Raw genomic sequence first — 14,786 nt, 5'->3', positions numbered from 1 at the left:
GGGCGCCGCCGCCGTTGCCACCGAAGTCCAGGCCGCGGCGCCTGCGTGCCAGGTGTTCGCGCAGCCGGTCGACGTGGCCGATGCCGCCGCGGTGCAGGGCCTGGCCGACGAGGCCACGCGCCGCTTTGGCCAGGTCGATATCTTCTGCTCCAACGCCGGCATCATCCTGCGCAAGGGGCTGGAGGCGAGCGCCGAGGACTGGCAGCGCATCTGGGAAATCAACGTGATGGCGCATATCCACGCGGCCAGGGCGGTGCTGCCGCAGATGCTGGAGCGCGGCGACGGCTACTTCATCAATACGGTGTCGGCCGCGGGCCTGCTGTCGCAGATCGGCTCGGCGCCGTATGCGGTGACCAAGCACGCCGCCATCGGCTTTGCCGAGTGGCTGTCGATCACCTACGGCGACCGCGGCATCAAGGTCAGCTGCATCTGCCCGCAGGGCGTGCAGACCAATATGCTGTTCGGCGAGAAGGGCGAGCGCAAGGGCTTCCTGCAGGAAGGCTCGGTCACCGCCGAGCACGTCGCCGCGGTGACGCTCGAAGGGGTGGCCGACGAGCGCTTCCTGATCTTGCCGCACCCGGAAGTGCTTGAGTACTATCGCCGCAAGGGCCAGGACTACGACCGCTGGCTGCGCGGCATGCGCCGCCTGCATGACAAGGTGATGCAGGAGTTCGGCGGCATCGCGGTCTGAAGGCACGAGTAGTCCTGGCAGGTTTCGGCGGCGGCATTGGCCGCCGTCTTCACAATGCGGGCGGCCATGCAGCCGCCGGCAACAGGAGGAGAATCCATGCGTTTCGGTACCGTTGCCGCGGCAGTGCTCGCCGCGTCCGCCCTGGTGAGCGCGGCCCCCGCGCTGGCACAAGGCTACCCCGCCAAGCCGATCCGGATCGTGGTCGGCTTCCCCAGCGGCGGCGCGCCCGACACGCTCGCGCGCATCGTCTCGGAAAAGATCTCGCCCGCATGGGGCCAGCCGGTGGTGGTGGACAACAAGCCGGGCGCGGGCGGCAATATCGGCGCCGAAGCCGTGGCGCACGCGCCGGCCGACGGCTATACGCTGGCGCTGGGCACGGTCGGCACGCACTCGATCAACGGCGCGCTGTACAGCAAGATGCCGTACGACATGGTCAAGGACTTCGCCCCCGTGGTCCTGATCGCCTCGACGCCGAACGTGCTGGTGGTCAATCCCGGCGTGCCGGCAAAGAGCGTCGCAGAGTTGATCGCGCTGGCAAAGTCCAAGCCGGGCGGGCTGACCTTCGGCACCCCCGGCGTCGGTACCTCGCCGCACGTGGCCGGCGAAATGTTCAATTCGATGGCCGGCGTCAAGATCACGCACGTGCCCTACAAAGGCCGCGCCATGGCCATCCCCGACCTGCTCGGCGGCCATATCACCATGATGTTCGACAACCTGCCGTCGGCCTTGCCGGTGGTGCGCGAGGGCAAGCTGCGCGCGCTGGGCATTACCAGCGCGAAGCGCTCGGCCTCGGCACCGGATATCCCGACGCTGGCCGAGCAGGGGTTGCCTGGATTTGAAGCCGATTCATGGTTCGCCGTGTTCGCGCCGGCCAATACGCCGAAGGACGTGGTGGCCAGGCTCAACACCGAACTCAACCGCATCTTCACGCTGCCCGATGTGCAGGCGAAGCTGAAGACGCTGGGGCTGGATCCGATCCTGGGCACGCCGGAGAAACTGGCTTCCTATCAGCGGCAGGAAATCGCGAAGTGGGCGCGGGTGGTGAAGGAATCGGGCGCAAAGGCGGAGTAAGGACGGAGTTGGTGTGGGGCTTTCGCATACCGATGGTGTGCTCCCTCTCCCGCTTGCGGGAGAGGGTTGGGGTGAGGGCCGGGAGTGTCGACGAAGTGCTTTGTGTCGGTATGCCAGCGCCTGCCCTCACCCCCTGCCCCTCTCCCACAGGCGGGAGAGGGGAGCGAACCGTCGGGATCGGGACGGCTATGGGTGCGCAAAGACCTAAGCGTCCGGCTCCACCGCCCCCCGCGCAGGCTCCGCGCCGCTGGCATCGCGCAAGCGGCTCAGGCTGATCAAGGCCCCCAGCGCCGCCACCACTGCCGCAAGATACAGCGCAATGCGCGCCGCGCCGGTCGGCGCCAGGCTGAACAGCAGCGCCACCACCGCGGTGCCGGTGGTCTGCCCCAGCAGCCGCGTGGTCGCCTGCGCGCCGCTGGCGCCGCCGCTGCGCTCGGGCGGCGTGGCGCCGATCATGGCGCGGTTGTTGGGGGACTGGAAGAAGCCGAAGCCCGTGCCGCACATCGCCATGCGCCAGACGATGTCCAGGCTGCCGGCGTCCGGGCCCAGCGTGGCCAGCCCGACCAGTCCGCCCGCCAGCATGGCCAGCCCGATGCCGGCCAGGATGCTGGCCGGGTAGCGGTCCGAGAGCCGGCCCGACACCGTGGCCATCACGGCCACCATCAGCGGCCAGGGCGTGATCAGCAGGCCGGTTTCCTGCAGGGAGCGGCCGAGCTGGTATTCGAGATAGAACGGCAGCGCGATAAAGGCCAGCATCTGCGTCATGAAGGAGCAGAACGAGGTGCCCACCGCCAGCGTGAAGGAGCGGCAGGCAAACAGGTCCACCGGCACCAGCGGCGCGGTGCGCCCATGCTGGCGCCGCACCAGCAGCCAACCCAGCACCACGGCCACGGCCATGCCCGCGGCGCCTGCGATGCGCCAGCGGGCGTGGCCCAGGCCGTCGACGCCGAGGATGAACATGCCGAACACCAGCGCCGACAGCAGCGCGCTGGGGTAGTCGAACTCGCGCGGCTGCGGCGGCGTCGCCGGCAGCGAAGTGCGGCTCAGCACCAGCGCGACGATGGCCACCGGCACGTTGACCGCGAACAGCCATTTCCAACTGGCGACCGCCAGGACCAGCGCGCCCAGCGACGGGCCCACGGCGATGGTCACGCCGACCACCAGCGCGTTCAGCCCGATGCCGCGGCCCAGGCGCGTGGGCGGGTAGATAAAGCGCACCAGCGCCGTATTGACACTCATGATGCCGGCGCCGCCGATGCCCTGCAGCACGCGCGCGGCCACCAGCATCGGCAGGTTGACCGCCAGCGCGCACAGCAGCGAGCCCAGCAGGAAGGTGGCCAGCCCCGCCCGGTACACGCGCTTGTAGCCAAGGATGTCCCCCAGCGACGAGAGCGGCAGCAGGCACACGGTCACCGTCAGCTGATAAGCGTTGACCACCCAGATCGTGCTGGACGGATCGGCCTGCAGCTCGCGCGAGATCGAGGGCAGGGCGATGTTGGCGATCGAACCATCGAGCACGGCCATGATCAGGCCGAAGAAAACAGTGAGGATCGCCCAGGTCCGCTGTGGCTGGGGAAGGCCTTGTTCTGGCTGCATGGGGAGAGACATTGAAGACAATGCCGCGCCAGCATCGGTCAGGCATGGCCAGGACGGCCACGGCGCAGCGTTGCCATTATCGTCCCGCGTGGCGATGCTCGCAAATCCGCTAATTGTGGTAAGGCGCAGCGCGCCGCGCGCACTATCCAGCTGCGGCGGCCTGCGCGTAGCCGCCCAGCCGTTCAAGCAGGGCTTCGGCCGCGGCTGCGGCGGCCGGGGTCCACGCCTGCGCTGCGTCACACAGTGCTTCCAGTGCCAGGCATGCCTCGACGATGGGCTGGCGGCGCACGATCATGAAGGCGCCGGCCGCGGCATGGGCCCAGTGCCGCAATGCCGGCAGGTCCTGCTGCACAATGATGTGCGCCAACGCTGGCAGGTCTTGCTGCAGCTGCCGGCGCAGCATGGCTTCGTAGCGGCGGCGATCAGCGGCTTCGGCCTGCGCAGCCGCAGCCGGATCGTCATTGGTGCCAGGGGGCGGGGCCGCGGCATGCCTGCGGCCGGGCAGGCCATGCAGGCACGCCTGAAGGTCCTGCAACGACGCCGGCTTGGCGACAAAGCCGGAAAAGCCGTGCAGGCGCCAGTCCGCGGACGGCTCGCTGCTGGTGAATGCGCTGAAGGCCAGTACCGGCATGTCGGGATGCTGCGCGCGCACCGCGCGCAGCAGCGCGTGGCCGTCCATGACTGGCATATGGATATCGGTCAGCACCGCGTCGATGTGCGTGCTCTCCAGTGCCGCCAATGCCTGCCTGCCGTTGCCTGCAACGATCGGGTTGCAGCCAAGTGCCTGCAGCTGTTCGGCGATCAGGGTCTGGTTCAACGCATTGTCCTCGGCGACCAGGATCGTCAGCGGCGCCGCGGCTGGTGCCGGGAGTGCCTGCGCCGCCGGCGCGCTGCCGTCAGCCGGCGCAAGCGCCGGCGTTGCGCCTTCGGCCGCGTGGGCCACGCAGTCGAGCAGCGCGCGGTGGCTGTAGGCCGTGACTTCGTGCATGCCGGGGGCGCACTGGCGCGGCCGATGCGGGCCCTCCGGCGTCACCCACACAACCGGGACCTTTGCCGCATCGCGCAGGTCGGCCAGTGCGGCCAGGGGGTACTCTTCCGTGGCGACGATAACGCGTGGCACCTTGACCTGGAAGGACGCCAGCGCGGCCGCCTGCGATGCCAGCACATCTGCACGCCAGCCTGCCGTGGCGAGCCACGCGGCCAGGGCCTCGCCGGTGCGCATGTGCTGGCACAGCACGACCACGTCGCCGCACTGCGCCGCGGCGGGCGGGACCGGCGGCAGCGGCACCGAGACCGTGAACGCGCTGCCCACGTCCGGCACGCTATCCACGCTGATGCTGCCGCCCATCAGCTCGCACAGCCGGGCGCAGATCGACAAGCCCAGGCCAGTGCCGCCGTAGCGGCTGGCGGTCGCGGCGTCGCCCTGCACGAAGGGCTGGAACACGCGTGCCGCCAGCGGCGGCGGCATGCCGATGCCGGAATCGCTGACGCGGCAGACCAGCCGCAGCGTGCCGTGCTGGTCCTGGCGCAGCTCGCCGCTTAGGGTGATGCGGCCGCTGGCGGTGAACTTGAAGGCGTTGCTCAGCAGGTTGTTGAACACCTGCACCAGGCGCATGCGGTCGCCTGTGACCTCCGCATCCAGCGATGGCGGCAGCTGCAGGTGGAAGCGGATGGGACGGCCGGCCACCATCGGCGCATGGGTCAGCGCCACGCTTTCCAGCGCCTCGACGGGGCGGAAGGGCGCGTTGACCAGCCTGAGCTTGCCGGCATCGATCTTGGAAAAGTCCAGCACATCGTTGACGATCCGGCGCAGCGCCTCGGCGGCGGTGTCCAGCGCCCTGAGCCGGGGCGCGTGTGCCGCCAGGCCGCTGCCGCGCGCGAGCAGTTCCAGGTTGCCCAGCAATGCGTTCAGCGGCGTACGGATCTCGTGGCTCATCGCGGCGAAGAAGGTCGAGCGTGCGCGCATCATCGTCTCGGTGGCCTGCTGGGCGGAGCGCAGCTGCTCTTGCAGTGACTGCTGCGCGGTGCAGTCCTGCGCGGCGCAGAACAGCACTGCTTCATCGCGGTAGCGCGCCGGCGCGTAGGTGATTTGCAGGAAGTGCGGTGTGGCGTCGCCGTGGCCGGGGGGCTCATCCGCCGGCACGCGCGGCGGTGCGGCGACGGTAAAGCTGGAAATGGACGCTTGCCCGCTGCTGCCACCGCATGGCTGATTTTTGAATGCCTGCGCTACCGCATCGGGCAGGTGCCCATGGGGCTGCCACTGCAGCAGCACGCCGGCCAGCGGGTTCGACGTCAGGACGGCGTAGTCGCGCTGGCGCACGATGCACAGCCCGATCGGCGTGGCATTGACCAGCACGTGGTTCATCAGCTCGTTTTCCAGCGCACGCGAGGCTTCGGCGTGCGTGCGCCGCAGCAGGTGCCGGCTCCAGTAGCGCGCGGCCAGCCCAATGGCGCCGGTCAGCAGCAGCATGGCGCCGGCGATCACGGCCAGCTCAGCTGCCAGCGCCGTGCCCAGCATGCGATACGGCAGGGGGTAGACCAGCTGCCCGAAGCCTGCCGGCAGCGGCCGCACCAGCCGCATGCCCGATGGCGTGACATCGAGCGTGCTGTGCGACAGCAGGCGCGCGCCGGCTGCCACATCGTGGACGCTGGCCGATGCCGCCGGCCAGTCGCGCGGCGATACATCGATGATCTGACCGGTTGGATTGAGCAATGCCAGCAGCGCCGGATCCTCTGCGCGCTGCAAGTCGGCCAGGAAGGCTTGCAGGGGCACGCAGGCGGCCACCAGCATGGTGGGCGTGTCGCCGGCATAGGCGGCGCCGGCCAGCACCATGACCGGGGCGTCGTCCACCGGGTGGCGCAGCGGACCCACCCAGACCTGCTGGTCGCGCGCCGGCACGCTGCGGCCGCTGCGCTCCAGCAACGCCTGGGTCAGCCATGTGCGCAGCAGTGGGATCAGCGCCGGGTCGAGCGCGAGCGGTGGCGCGCCGGCCTCGGGCTGGCTGATGACCACGGCGCTGTCTTCGTCCAGCGCGACCGCGTAGGCCCCGTGGTCGAGGTCGAACGCCTGTTGCGTGGCCACCGCAGCCAGGGCAATCTGCCGCAGCCGCATGAACTGCGCCGGCAGCCCGGCCCCCCAGCCCTGCCGCGTTGCCTCGGTGGCAAGCAGGTGATAGTCCTTGCGCACGGCATCGACGTGGAGGCTGGCGCTGCCGGTGCGCCGGAAGGCCCCGAAGCCGGCATCGCGCGACGGTTCCGGTGCGGGCGCATCCAGGTTGTAGCGGATGCTCAGCACGGTGCGCCGCAGGAACGAGGACTCGTTATGCAGCAACTGCGATACCGAGCTGGCGTACCGCGAGACGTCGCTGCGGCGGTAGTCCAGGTGCTGTTCCGTCGCCAGGCCGGCAAGCAGCATGCCGGAGAACAGCACGATGGCGATCAGCACCGCGATGGTCACTGAATACTGGTGTTGCTGGCGGCGCGCATTGTCGGCAAGCGCATCGAAGGCGCTGGCCAGGGTTTCACGGGTACGGTCGACGGTTTGCTGCATCGGCGGGTTCCGGCCGTGTCAGATCAGGCGGTTTTCATAGGCGTAGCGGATCAGGCCGGTATTGGTCTGCACCCCCAGCTTGCGCATGGCCACCGTCTTCTGGCTGGAGATGGTGCTGACCGAGCGGCCGAGCTTGCCGGCGATGTCGGTCAACTGCAGGCCCTGCACATAGAGCCGGATCACTTCCAGTTCGCGCTGCGTCAGTTCGGTGGCCGGTGCGCCGGCCAGCGTGGCGTGTTGCAGGATGGCGTGCACCGCGGGCGAATAGAAGCAGCTGCCGCCGGATGCGACGTGGATGCAGGCGCGCACGACCTCGTCCAGGTGGTCTTCCTTGCTGACGAAGGCGCGCACGCCAAGCTTCATGGCGCGGCGGATAATGGCGGGATTGGTCTGGGCGCTGATCACCACCACGCGCGTCAGCGGATGGCGGCGCGCCAGGCGGCCCAGCAGGTTGAAGCCGTCCAGCGAGGTATCGCCGTGGCCCATGCAGAAATCGGTGATGGCGATATCGGCGGGATGCTGGTCCAGCGCGCCGAGCAACTCGGTGCCGTTGCGGCATTCGCAGCTGATCTGGACACTGCCGCTGAGCTGCAGGCAGTCGCGCAGGGCGGTCACGACCAGCGGGTGGTCGTCCGCCAGGGCGACACGCAAGACTCCGTCGTACATAGCTATCTCCGGATGGGCGGCAACCGGTCCACGCCGGTTGCACTGGGCGATTGCGCCACCACAAATCCGAAATTCTGGCTATGTTCCGAGCCCGCTTGAATCGTAATTCTGCTAGTTCAGGGAACTTGCGTGAGGCGGGCATGGACACGGCCAGTTCGGGAAATGCGTGACCTGCCAATTGAACGGCACCATGCCGCGATGCTTGACCTGGGTTTGCGCAGCATTGCGGCGCTTGTTCCGCGGCGAGCGCGACCAGCTATTTGCCTGATGTCAATGCGCGGCGGAAGACGCATTCACGTAGCGGCAGGCAGGAGCGCGGCGAGAGAAAGTGAATTCGCGGTGACATCGCCGCGTGCGCGCAGCGCGCCGGCTCCGGCGGGGCGAACTTTCACGCTTCGGGGCGCGGACCGCTGTCCTAGAATGAAGCTGACACGCGCCCCGCGGCGCGTGCACCGCGTTGGGGAACGCCATGCCCGTCTACCAATACCGCTGCGAGAAGTGCGGCCATATGTTCGAGAAAACCGAGCATCTCGCGGAACATGCCTCTGCCCATCCAAACTGCCCGAACTGCGGCAGCCAGTCCGTCCAGCACGCACCGGCCCCGTTCGTGGCAGTGACCCAGCGCAAGAGCTGAGTCCGCTGAGTCCGAACAACTACCTCCCAGGAGGGTTTGCGGCCCGCCGCAGTTGTGCGGCGGCCGCGCAAGTGTGCCGCCGGCCGACGGCAGCGGCATGTCTTTTCCAGGCGTGGTGCCCGTGCACCACGTGCGTTAGCGCTGCGCGCAAGCGGCGATCTCAACCTTGACGGAGGATGCCATGGCAACGAGACCGTTCACCGAATTTCCCGCCGACGAGCAGCAACAGGTCCTGCAGGTATGCAGGCATGTCGGGCTGGCGGCCGAGATGTTCGAGATTTTCGAGGAAAGCCGCGAGGCCGGGGTGCGGCGCATCAGCGTGCGCCGGGTCGGCACGGACAAGACCAGTGTCTATGAGGCAGGCCCCGGTTCGGTCTGGGTCGAGGAATTCGAGAGCGACCTGGAGTGCGGCCTGTTCGGCCAGGTGACGGCCTAGCGCCCCCGGAGGCCTGGCGGCGCGGCTCAGTGCCGTCCGCGTTCGCCGGTGCGCGACACCACTGACGCGCCGGCGATCAGCTCCTTGAGCAATGCCAGCGACGCCGCACCGCAGGTGCGGTACGGATCCAGTTCGGCCCGCGCCGAGAACTTGAGCAGGGTGGCGGTGTTGATGCGCGCCGCATTGACCTGGCCCATCGCCCAGCCGGCAAAGTCGCGCGTGCAGGTTTCCTCGAAATGCAGCAGGGTCACGTCGTGGTGGCGCGGGTCGCGTGCGATCGCCTGGAACAGTTGTGACACGTCCTGGCGGTCGCCTTCCAGCGCCTGCAGGAAGATGCCGTTGCCGTGGCACAGCACCCCGGTGATGCCGTGGCGCGGATTGCGTTCCAGGCTGGCGGCCAGGATGGCGTCGAGCAGGGCGGCGTCGATGGCCTGGCGGGCACGGCTGGCATAGAGCAGGCGGACTAGCATGGTCGTGGCGCTCGGTTGTGGCGGCTGGTGGGTGGCGGGGCCAGCGGCCTAGCCGCGGTTGTGGTTCAGCAGCGTGAGGAACTCGCGGCGCAGGCTGTCGTCCTTCAGGAACGAGCCGCGCATCACGCTGTTGGTCATCTTGGCATCGGTGTCGCGCACGCCGCGCCAGTGCATGCAGAAGTGCTCGGCCTCCATCACGATGGCGAGGCCGTCGGGATTCATCTTTTCCTGCAGCAGGTCGGCGACCTGTGCCACCGCCTCTTCCTGGATCTGCGGCCGGCACATGATCCATTCGGCCAGCCGCGCGTACTTGGACAGGCCGATCAGGTTGGAATGCTGGTTCGGCATCACCCCTACCCACAGCTTGCCGATGATCGGGCACAGGTGATGCGAGCAGGCACTGCGCACGCGCAGCGGACCGACGATCATCAGTTCGTTGAGCTGGCCGACGTTGGGAAACTCGGTCACCGGCGGGGCCTTGGCGTAGCGGCCGGCGAAGATCTCCTTCAGGTACATCTTGGCGACGCGGCGCGCGGTTTCCTGGGTGTTGTGGTCGTTGTCGACGTCGATCACCAGCGCGCGCAGCACGTCTTCCAGGCGCGCCTGCACTTCGGCCTGCAGCTGCTCCATCTCGCCCGGCTCGATGTAGTGCGCAATATTGTCGTTGGCGTGGAAGCGCTCCTGCGCGGCCTCCAGCCGTGATCGGATGCGGGCCGAGACGCTGTGGCCGTGGGGGTGGCCGGCATCTTCGCCGGCGTTGCTGTCCTTCGCGCGGTGCGCCGCGTCCTTGCTGGTCATGGTTATGCGTGGTGGGATGGATGACTGCGCAACGGGTGTGCCGGATTCACTATATGGCAGATGCCGTGGCCTCACAACCCGCGTGGGGCATGGCGGGATGCGGCGCGGTGGGCCGATTACGCCACAAGCCGACGCTGTTCCGTGAATAGTTCATGACATCGCTCAAGCCCGCGCCGCACAACGCCGACAAGCACACATAATGTCTGCACAACGCTAGGCAGCCCGCCATAAAGCTGCCGGCACCCGGCCGCTGCCGCGCGCGGCCTGACTCTTTGTCGGGAATAACGTAATCATGCCGATTGCCTTTCCGTGCAGCAGCCTGATGCTGCTCCATGTGGTCACAGTGCCGTTGCCTGCCACGCCGGTGGAGACAGGCGTGGCAGAACACCACGCCAGTGCCGTGCGCCATGGCGCGACCGGCCCGCGCCGGCCACTGCTGCAGGCCGCCAACACCCCCGCGGCCAACGACGCCGCCACCAGCTGAGCCAGCTGTTTAAAGAAGCAAAAGCGCCAATGCCGGCAGCATCGCTGCCGGCATCACCACGGCCCCCACGCGCAGGAACTGGCCGGCGCTGACCATATGCCCTTCGCGCCGCAGCGCCGTGAGCCACAGCAGCGTGGCCAGGGAGCCGGTGACGGACAGGTTGGGGCCAAGGTCAATGCCGATCAGCACCGCACCGGTCACGGCATGCGTGGCATGCCCGCCCGCCAGCGCCGAGGCGGCGATCAGGCCGGCCGGCAGGTTGTTGGCGATATTGCCCGCCAGCGCCACCACCGCGCCCACGCCCAGCAGGGCCAGCGCGCCGCCGTCGCGCGACGCCGCTGCGACGGCATCGGCCAGTTGGCGGATCACCACGGTCTGCTCCAGTGCCGCCACCAGCACGAACAGCCCCGCCACCATCGGCAGCACCCCCCATGACACCTCGCGCAGCGCCGGCACCAGCAGCTCGCGCCGGGTGGCGCAGACCAGCAGCAGCGTGGCCACGCCCGCCGCGCAGGTCGGCCAGCCCAGGTCGTTGCCGCGCAGCGAGGCCACCAGCAGGATCAGGCCGGTCAGCACGATACCCAGCGCGGTCAGCCGGGCCTGCGGCGACAGCGGGGGCACCGGCACGTCATGTTCGATGGGCTCGGCCAGCGCCGCGCGCTGCGTCCACCACAGCGCCGCCAGGGTGGCCAGCACCGCGGCCAGCGACGGCAGCGCGAAGCTCGCCAGCCAGCCCGCCAGCGGCGGCATGCGTGCGCCGAAGATGACCAGGTTGGCCGGGTTGGAGATCGGCAGCACGAAGCTGGCGGCATTGGCGATGAAGGCGCACGCGTACAGGTAGGGCAGCGGATGCCGGACCCGCGCGGCGCGCGTGGCGGCCAGCACCGCGGGCGTCAGCACCACGGCGGTGGCGTCGTTGGACATGAATGCCGTCACCAGCGTGCCGAAGCCGTACACCAGCAGAAACAGCCGCGGCGCCGAGCCGCGCGCCCGGCGCACGGCGAGCGCGGCGACGTGGTCGAACAGCCCGGTCTTGCGGGCCAGCTCGGAGATCAGCATCATGCCGGCCAGAAACAGGTACACGTCGTATCCGCGCAGCACCGCCGCCAGCGCGTCGGGCAGCGTCATCAGGCCGGTGACGCACAGCAGCAGGGCACCGGCGGCGGCCCAGAACGCTTCGGGCAGGCGGAACGGGCGGAACAGGACGCCGGCCGTGGTCAGCGCGGCGACCGACCAGATCAGCAGCGGGGTGTGGCTGGACATCGGAATCGGGGACAGTGGAAAGCCGGAAGTCTACAGGTTGGCGTCCGCGGGGATGGCCGGCGTGGCAGCGCCGGGCGCCGGCAGGCCAGTTGCCTCGCTGGTGACAGGTGTCGGCGCGGGGGCAGCCGGGGCTGCGGTCCCGCCGAGGTTGCTGGCGACCGGATCGACCGCCGGCGCCGCCACGGGTGCCGGTGGCGGGAAGCCGATGGCAGCGATGCCGTGGCTGCTATCGGCATACTCGGCATACATCCAGTCGTCGCCCACGCGGACCACGCCGGCGGGCGCTTCGGCTTCAGGCACGGGCACGCCCGCAAGGCGGCCCTCCATATAGGCGGCCCACACCGGCAGCGCGGTGGTGGCGCCGAATTCATGCTCGCCCAGGCTGCGGTTGTCGTCGTAGCCCATCCACGCCACGGTGACGACGCCGCCGGCGTAGCCCGCGAACCAGCCGTCGACCGAATCGTTGGTGGTGCCGGTCTTGCCGGCCACGTCGTCGCGGCGCAGGTAGCGGCGCACGCCGGCGCCGGTGCCGTCGTCGACCACGCTGCGCAGCAGGCTGTCCATGACGAAGGCGTTGCGGGCGCTGATCACGCGCCGCGGGGCCGGCCTGTCCGCGGCGTCGTCCGGCTCGGCAGAGAACAGCACCTTGCCTTCGCTGTCGGTGATGCGCGCGATCAGGTAGGGCTCGATGCGGTGGCCGCCGTTGGCAAAGACGCCATAGGCCGCGGCCAGGCGCAGCGGCGAAGTGGTGCCGGTGCCCAGTGCCAGCGGCAGGTAGCGCGGCAGCCGTCTGGGCGCGAAGCCGAAGCGGCTGGCGAACTCCACCGCGTACGGGATGCCGATCGCCTGCAGCGTGCGGATCGCCGGCAGGTTGCGCGATTCGGCGAGCGCCTGGCGCACGGTGATGGGGCCGACAAAGCGCCCGTCGTCATTGGACGGCTGCCAGCGCGAACCATTGGGCAGTGGCGCGTCGTTGATCAGCGTGCCGGGCGACACGCCGCGCTCCAGTGCCGCCGCATAGACGAAGGGCTTGAAGGTCGAGCCCGGCTGGCGCTGCGCCTGGGTGGCGTGGTTGAAGCGGCTGGTGGCAAAGTCGGCGCCACCCACCATCGCCTCGATCGCGCCGGTGGCGCTGTCCAGCGATACCAGCGCGCCCTGCGGGCCCTGCGACAGGTCCTTGACGAACTTGTGGTGGCGCCGCGCGTAGCCTTCCAGCCCGCCGTGCACCGCATCGTAAGCCAGCGTCTGGCGCACCGACGACACCGTGGTGTAGACGTTCAGGCCGCGCGTGTAGGCCTCGTCGCCAAAGCGCTCGCGCGCCAGCTGGCGTGCGAGTTCCGCCACGTACTCGGCATGCCCGGCAAAGCTGCCGGGGCTGTCGTCGGAGACCGCCAGGCGCGCGGCGCGGGCCTCGCGGTAGTCGTCCTGGCTGATCATGCCCAGCGCCAGCATGCGGCCCAGCACATATTCCTGTCGCCGCTTGGCGCGCGGGAAGTTGACCACCGGGTTGATGGACGAGGGGGCCTTGGGCAGCCCCGCCAGCATCGCCGTCTCGGCCAGCGACAACGACGCCAGCGGCTTGCCGAAGTACGCATGCGCGGCGCTGCCGAAGCCATAAGCATGCTCGCCCAGGTAGACCTGGTTCATGTACAGCTCAAGGATGCGGTCCTTGGGCAGGGCCTGGTCGATGCGCCAGGCCAGCAGCATTTCATACCACTTGCGCGCCAGTGTCTTCTCGCGCGACAGGTAGAAATTGCGCGCCACCTGCATGGTGATGGTGGAGGCGCCCTGCGCATAGCCCTGGCCCAGGTTGGCCAGCGCGGCGCGCAGCACGCCGGGGATGTCGACACCCTCGTGCTCGTAGAACTGGTCGTCCTCGGCCGCCAGCAGCGCCTTGACCATGCGCGTGGGAATCTGCTCGAAGGGGATGAACTCGCGGTGCTCGCTGCCGAACTCGCCGATCTGCACGTTGTCGCTGGTGTAGATCCGCAGGGGCACGTCGGGCCGGTAGTCGCGCAGGGCGTCGACTGGGGGAAGCTGCCGCAGGCTTACCACCGCGGCAAAGCCGGCAAGCAAGGCACCGGCTGCAGCCAGCGCCAGTACGGCGCCGCCTGCCTTGACTGCGATTTTTTTCATGCGCGCATTTTACCCGCTGCCTGACGGACCTTAGCGGCTGGCCGCCAGCGGCAACGGGTTGCCGAGCTCGTCATGGTCGATGGGCGGCGTGCCGGTGGCGGCTGGCGGGGCGGGCTGGGCCGTAGCCACGCGCAGCCTGGCCTGGCCGTGATGCCGGGCAAATTCGCACAGCGCCAGCCAGGTTTCCTCGCGTTCGATAATGGTGAAGTGATTCGTGGCTGGCACGGTCTGCAGTGCCACCGGACCGGGCCAGGCGGCCATGAGCCGTTCCGAGCATTCATGGGGCACGACTTCATCGGTCTCGGCCAGCAGCACCTTGGTGCTCTGCACGACCTTCTTGCAGTGCGAGATCGAATCGAAATGGTGGCGCATCAGCTGGCGCAGCGGCACCAGCGGGAAGCGCTTGCGCACCAGTTCAAGCAGCGAGTCATAGGGCGTGATCAGCTGCAGGCTCTCGAAGTCCTGCAGGTCCGCCAGCTGGATCGCGACGCCGGTGCCCAGGCTGCGCCCCACCACATGCACGCGGGTGTCGGGGAAGACACGCCGCGCATGCAGCAGGAACTGGCTGGCGTCGGCCACTGCGGCGCCCTCGGACGGGAGGCCGTCGGAGTGTCCCAGGCCGCGGTAGTCGTAGGTGGCGAAGGCCATGCCGGCGGGCAGCCAGCGCGCGTACTGCAGCGTTTCGAGCACATCCTCGCCACGCCCGGGCAGGTAGAACAGCAGGTCGCGCACGTTGTCGCCGGGGCTATGGTAGATGTAGCCGCGCACCACGCCGCCGGGGATCAGGTGCGAGTAGCCAATGATGCCGTCGGGCAGGTCGCGCGGCGGGCGCCGGCGCGCATCGAACAGCAGCCGCTCCTGGTTGAGCGTCAGGTAGGTCCAGTAGCAGGCGAAGCCGCTGGCAGTCATCAGCGCGGCTGCCAGCGTACGGCGGGTGATCAATGGCATGGCTAGTCTTCAGTGTCGCTGCCAGGCGAGGCGCACCAGCGCC

General features: G+C 69.1%; 13 protein-coding genes. 5 read left to right on the top strand and 8 right to left on the bottom strand.

Annotated features, from left to right (window positions below; genetic code table 11):
• Together CF68_RS17230 and CF68_RS17225 are read left to right on the top strand one after the other, a co-directional pair.
• The coding region (locus CF68_RS17230) for an SDR family oxidoreductase (RefSeq protein ID WP_035820928.1) at positions 1-691 on the top strand (691 nt) is incomplete at its 5' end.
• A gap of 96 nt (positions 692-787) precedes the next feature.
• Positions 788-1,762, top strand: a complete 975-nt coding sequence (locus CF68_RS17225; RefSeq protein WP_035820926.1) for a tripartite tricarboxylate transporter substrate binding protein — start codon at positions 788-790, stop codon at positions 1,760-1,762.
• A 204-nt stretch (positions 1,763-1,966) separates the two neighbouring features.
• On the opposite strand, the gene CF68_RS17220 is transcribed toward CF68_RS17225, so the two are convergent.
• The 3 genes from CF68_RS17220 to CF68_RS17210 all read right to left on the bottom strand — a co-directional run bounded on the left by CF68_RS17220 (position 1,967) and on the right by CF68_RS17210 (position 7,574).
• Positions 1,967-3,358: an MFS transporter gene (locus CF68_RS17220; protein ID WP_084187274.1), complete on the bottom strand. Its 1,392-nt coding sequence runs from the start codon at positions 3,356-3,358 to the stop codon at positions 1,967-1,969.
• A 142-nt stretch (positions 3,359-3,500) separates the two neighbouring features.
• Positions 3,501-6,908, bottom strand: coding sequence for an ATP-binding protein (locus tag CF68_RS17215; protein ID WP_035820922.1), 3,408 nt, complete (start codon positions 6,906-6,908; stop codon positions 3,501-3,503).
• Positions 6,909-6,926: 18 nt separating this feature from the next.
• A complete protein-coding gene (locus CF68_RS17210) occupies positions 6,927-7,574 on the bottom strand; it encodes a response regulator transcription factor (protein WP_035820920.1) in 648 nt (215 codons plus the stop codon).
• A gap of 469 nt (positions 7,575-8,043) precedes the next feature.
• On the opposite strand from CF68_RS17210, the gene CF68_RS36275 reads away from it, so the two are divergent.
• Both CF68_RS36275 and CF68_RS17200 read left to right on the top strand, forming a co-directional pair.
• The gene (locus tag CF68_RS36275; protein WP_010812787.1) at positions 8,044-8,208 is read left to right on the top strand and encodes a zinc ribbon domain-containing protein; all 165 of its coding nucleotides are present in this window, start codon (positions 8,044-8,046) and stop codon (positions 8,206-8,208) included.
• 181 nt (positions 8,209-8,389) lie between these two features.
• Positions 8,390-8,644, top strand: a complete 255-nt coding sequence (locus CF68_RS17200; protein WP_035820918.1) for a hypothetical protein — start codon at positions 8,390-8,392, stop codon at positions 8,642-8,644.
• Between the two features lie 26 nt (positions 8,645-8,670).
• Here CF68_RS17200 and CF68_RS17195 read toward each other — a convergent pair whose 3' ends face one another.
• Complete coding sequence (locus CF68_RS17195) at positions 8,671-9,114, bottom strand: BLUF domain-containing protein (protein WP_013953572.1); 444 nt, start codon at positions 9,112-9,114, stop codon at positions 8,671-8,673.
• A gap of 48 nt (positions 9,115-9,162) precedes the next feature.
• Positions 9,163-9,912, bottom strand: a complete 750-nt coding sequence (gene folE / locus CF68_RS17190) for a GTP cyclohydrolase I (protein ID WP_035820916.1) — start codon at positions 9,910-9,912, stop codon at positions 9,163-9,165.
• Positions 9,913-10,204: 292 nt separating this feature from the next.
• Between folE and CF68_RS17185 the strand changes: the two genes are divergently transcribed.
• On the top strand, positions 10,205-10,396 hold the full coding sequence (locus CF68_RS17185; RefSeq protein ID WP_035820914.1) for a hypothetical protein: 192 nt from the start codon (positions 10,205-10,207) through the stop codon (positions 10,394-10,396).
• Positions 10,397-10,405: 9 nt separating this feature from the next.
• On the opposite strand, the gene CF68_RS17180 is transcribed toward CF68_RS17185, so the two are convergent.
• From CF68_RS17180 to CF68_RS17170, 3 genes are read right to left on the bottom strand one after another with little or no spacing between them, the layout of a single operon-like run.
• A complete protein-coding gene (locus CF68_RS17180) occupies positions 10,406-11,659 on the bottom strand; it encodes an arsenic transporter (protein ID WP_035820903.1) in 1,254 nt (417 codons plus the stop codon).
• A gap of 30 nt (positions 11,660-11,689) precedes the next feature.
• The gene (locus CF68_RS17175) at positions 11,690-13,795 is read right to left on the bottom strand and encodes a penicillin-binding protein 1A (protein ID WP_035820900.1); all 2,106 of its coding nucleotides are present in this window, start codon (positions 13,793-13,795) and stop codon (positions 11,690-11,692) included.
• 30 nt (positions 13,796-13,825) lie between these two features.
• On the bottom strand, positions 13,826-14,743 hold the full coding sequence (locus tag CF68_RS17170; protein WP_035820898.1) for an alpha/beta hydrolase: 918 nt from the start codon (positions 14,741-14,743) through the stop codon (positions 13,826-13,828).
• Positions 14,744-14,786 lie beyond the last annotated feature (43 nt).

This window comes from Cupriavidus sp. SK-4, from assembly GCF_000611125.1.
Classification (GTDB): domain Bacteria; phylum Pseudomonadota; class Gammaproteobacteria; order Burkholderiales; family Burkholderiaceae; genus Cupriavidus; species Cupriavidus necator.
Note: the sequence above shows the minus strand (reverse complement) of the source record. Positions and strands in the feature narration are given on the sequence as shown.

Bases quoted from the DNA above. Each gene is read 5' to 3' on its own strand.
- CF68_RS17225 (WP_035820926.1), top strand. From the start codon at position 788: ATGCGTTTCGGTACCGTTGCCGCGGCAGTGCTCGCCGCGTCCGCCCTG.
- CF68_RS17220 (WP_084187274.1), bottom strand. From the start codon at position 3,358: ATGCAGCCAGAACAAGGCCTTCCCCAGCCACAGCGGACCTGGGCGATC.
- CF68_RS17215 (WP_035820922.1), bottom strand. From the start codon at position 6,908: ATGCAGCAAACCGTCGACCGTACCCGTGAAACCCTGGCCAGCGCCTTC.
- CF68_RS17210 (WP_035820920.1), bottom strand. From the start codon at position 7,574: ATGTACGACGGAGTCTTGCGTGTCGCCCTGGCGGACGACCACCCGCTG.
- CF68_RS36275 (WP_010812787.1), top strand. From the start codon at position 8,044: ATGCCCGTCTACCAATACCGCTGCGAGAAGTGCGGCCATATGTTCGAG.
- CF68_RS17200 (WP_035820918.1), top strand. From the start codon at position 8,390: ATGGCAACGAGACCGTTCACCGAATTTCCCGCCGACGAGCAGCAACAG.
- CF68_RS17195 (WP_013953572.1), bottom strand. From the start codon at position 9,114: ATGCTAGTCCGCCTGCTCTATGCCAGCCGTGCCCGCCAGGCCATCGAC.
- folE (WP_035820916.1), bottom strand. From the start codon at position 9,912: ATGACCAGCAAGGACGCGGCGCACCGCGCGAAGGACAGCAACGCCGGC.
- CF68_RS17185 (WP_035820914.1), top strand. From the start codon at position 10,205: ATGCCGATTGCCTTTCCGTGCAGCAGCCTGATGCTGCTCCATGTGGTC.
- CF68_RS17180 (WP_035820903.1), bottom strand. From the start codon at position 11,659: ATGTCCAGCCACACCCCGCTGCTGATCTGGTCGGTCGCCGCGCTGACC.
- CF68_RS17175 (WP_035820900.1), bottom strand. From the start codon at position 13,795: ATGAAAAAAATCGCAGTCAAGGCAGGCGGCGCCGTACTGGCGCTGGCT.
- CF68_RS17170 (WP_035820898.1), bottom strand. From the start codon at position 14,743: ATGCCATTGATCACCCGCCGTACGCTGGCAGCCGCGCTGATGACTGCC.